Genomic DNA, 1,752 nt, shown 5'->3' with positions numbered 1-1,752 from the left:
CCGCGCACGACCGGCGTGCCACGGCGGAAGCGGCCCCGTCTGCCTCGGCCTGCGCCAGGCCACCGCCCCGCTCCTGCGCTCCGTGATCCGCACCGACCCCGCACGATCCCCGTCGCGGCGCCCGCGGCGCCTCGTCACCAGGCTTTGGGAAGGACACCACCACCATGCGCCACAAGGCCGTCAAGAGCGCCCTCCTCGGAGTGGCCACGCTCGCGGGCGTACTGATCCCCACCACGTCGGCCAACGCGGCTACCTGCTACGCGGGTTCGTGCGACGGGGTGAACCCGATCGGCACCTCCTGCGCCAAGGACGCCATCACGGCCGCGTCGAGGTCCTACCAGGGCAAGACGATCCAGTTGCGTTACAGCCCGTCCTGCCGGGCAGCCTGGGGGCGCCTGTTCGGTGCCGCGCACACGGACTGGGTCTCGGTGCAGAACAGCAAGGGGATACGCCAGGAGACGGTCCACCGGGGCAACGGGGGCGACCTGATCACCAAGATGGTCAACGACCGCAATCTCGTGGCACGCGCCTGCGCCGGAAACAGCAGCTACGGATACGGGTGCACCAAGTCGTTCTGAGGGGGCGTTCGACAGGAGAGGTCCACCCGTCACGCCCCGGTGGGTCCTCCCCGGCGGGGCTCCGGCGGCCCGCCCTGACCGTTGCCGCCACCCCCGGCGTCTCCGGCGTCTCCGGCGTCTCCGGCGTCTCCGGCGTCCCGGTGCCAGGTCAGCTGGACCTGGAGGTGGCCCTGGGCGCCGGTGCGGGCCGGCACCGCGCCCACCTCCGCGTCGAGCTGGATGCCGAACTCGATGGTGACCTCGTCCGGACGCTGCGGCAGCTCCGCCATCCGGCGCAGCGTCGAGGCCGCCGCCTGCCGTACTCCCTCGAGCGCCGACTCGAACGACGCAGCCGCGCGGGCCACCACGTCCGAGGTGTTCGCGGCTTCGACGACGCCGCCGGAGACCCGGTCGAGTTCGGCGACCACCGACCCGCCGCCCTCCAAGTCGAATCGGAGCAATTCTCCCATTGCGGCCACCTCGTGCGGTATGTCGCGAACGACCGTCGCGTACGGAAAGGGTGAGTCGGAGGAAGACAGTAGCGGGCCGGGCGGTCTTTCGCTGGAGCTTTGCGCGGGTCAGTATGAGGGAGCACGAGTGGGTACGACATCGATATGACGCAAAACGGTTCGACTTACCGATAGGGGAATCGCGACGTGAGGACTTCTGCGACCGAATGTGAGACCGACCTCGTCGATCTCAGCCTCTGCGGGCTCCAGGAGGCGATGGCCGTCCGTCACCCGTTGGTCGTGACCTCCCTGGATGCGCTGATGGAGAGCCTGCTGGAACGTTCGGCGGCTCAGGACAACAGCGGATCCGGCAGCCCGCATTTCGCCACCGGCTGCTCCGGAACTCCCGTTTAGGGGACGCGCTCGGATGTCCGAGCCGTCGAATACCGGCCAAGTTCTCGAAAAACACGTCACCCCGCTGTCCGATCTTGACGCCCTCGGCGCGGGACGTTTGCACGCCGGCACCGCGGCCCGAATTCTGGCTGCCGAGCGCAGCCGGCGCGTGCTGATGCTGCGCGCGGTCGTGGAGGCGGCCCGGAAGTGCGGCGCCCGGGCCGGCGGGCCGCTGGCACCGCTGTCCACCGCGATCGCCCTGCTCGGGCGGGCCGAACGGACCCACCCCGGTGTGGTCACCGAACTGCTGGTCCACCCCGGCACCGGCGTGTGGGCGGTGCGCGTCCTGGAGC

General features: G+C 70.4%; 3 protein-coding genes and 1 pseudogene. 3 read left to right on the top strand and 1 reads right to left on the bottom strand.

Translation table 11 applies throughout. The features are described from left to right. Positions 1–164: 164 nt before the first annotated feature. A complete protein-coding gene (locus ACYVE9_RS25475; RefSeq protein ID WP_461030245.1) occupies positions 165–578 on the top strand; it encodes a DUF2690 domain-containing protein in 414 nt (137 codons plus the stop codon). A gap of 29 nt (positions 579–607) precedes the next feature. Here ACYVE9_RS25475 and ACYVE9_RS25470 read toward each other — a convergent pair whose 3' ends face one another. Next, entirely contained in the window at positions 608–1,027 is a 420-nt protein-coding gene (locus ACYVE9_RS25470; RefSeq protein ID WP_461030244.1) for a CU044_2847 family protein, read from the bottom strand. A 186-nt stretch (positions 1,028–1,213) separates the two neighbouring features. Here ACYVE9_RS25470 and ACYVE9_RS25465 point away from each other — a divergent pair, with 186 nt between their 5' ends. Both ACYVE9_RS25465 and ACYVE9_RS25460 read left to right on the top strand, forming a co-directional pair. After that, a complete protein-coding gene (locus ACYVE9_RS25465) occupies positions 1,214–1,420 on the top strand; it encodes a hypothetical protein (protein WP_461030243.1) in 207 nt (68 codons plus the stop codon). A 13-nt stretch (positions 1,421–1,433) separates the two neighbouring features. Next, positions 1,434–1,752: pseudogene (locus ACYVE9_RS25460) on the top strand (hypothetical protein); the annotation flags it as partial.

The sequence above is a fragment of the Streptomyces sparsus genome (assembly GCF_054776295.1).
Note: the sequence above shows the minus strand (reverse complement) of the source record. Positions and strands in the feature narration are given on the sequence as shown.

What these genes read in the sequence shown, in the direction of transcription:
- ACYVE9_RS25475 (WP_461030245.1), top strand. Translation starts at nt 165, where the DNA reads ATGCGCCACAAGGCCGTCAAGAGCGCCCTCCTCGGAGTGGCCACGCTC.
- ACYVE9_RS25470 (WP_461030244.1), bottom strand. Translation starts at nt 1,027, where the DNA reads ATGGGAGAATTGCTCCGATTCGACTTGGAGGGCGGCGGGTCGGTGGTC.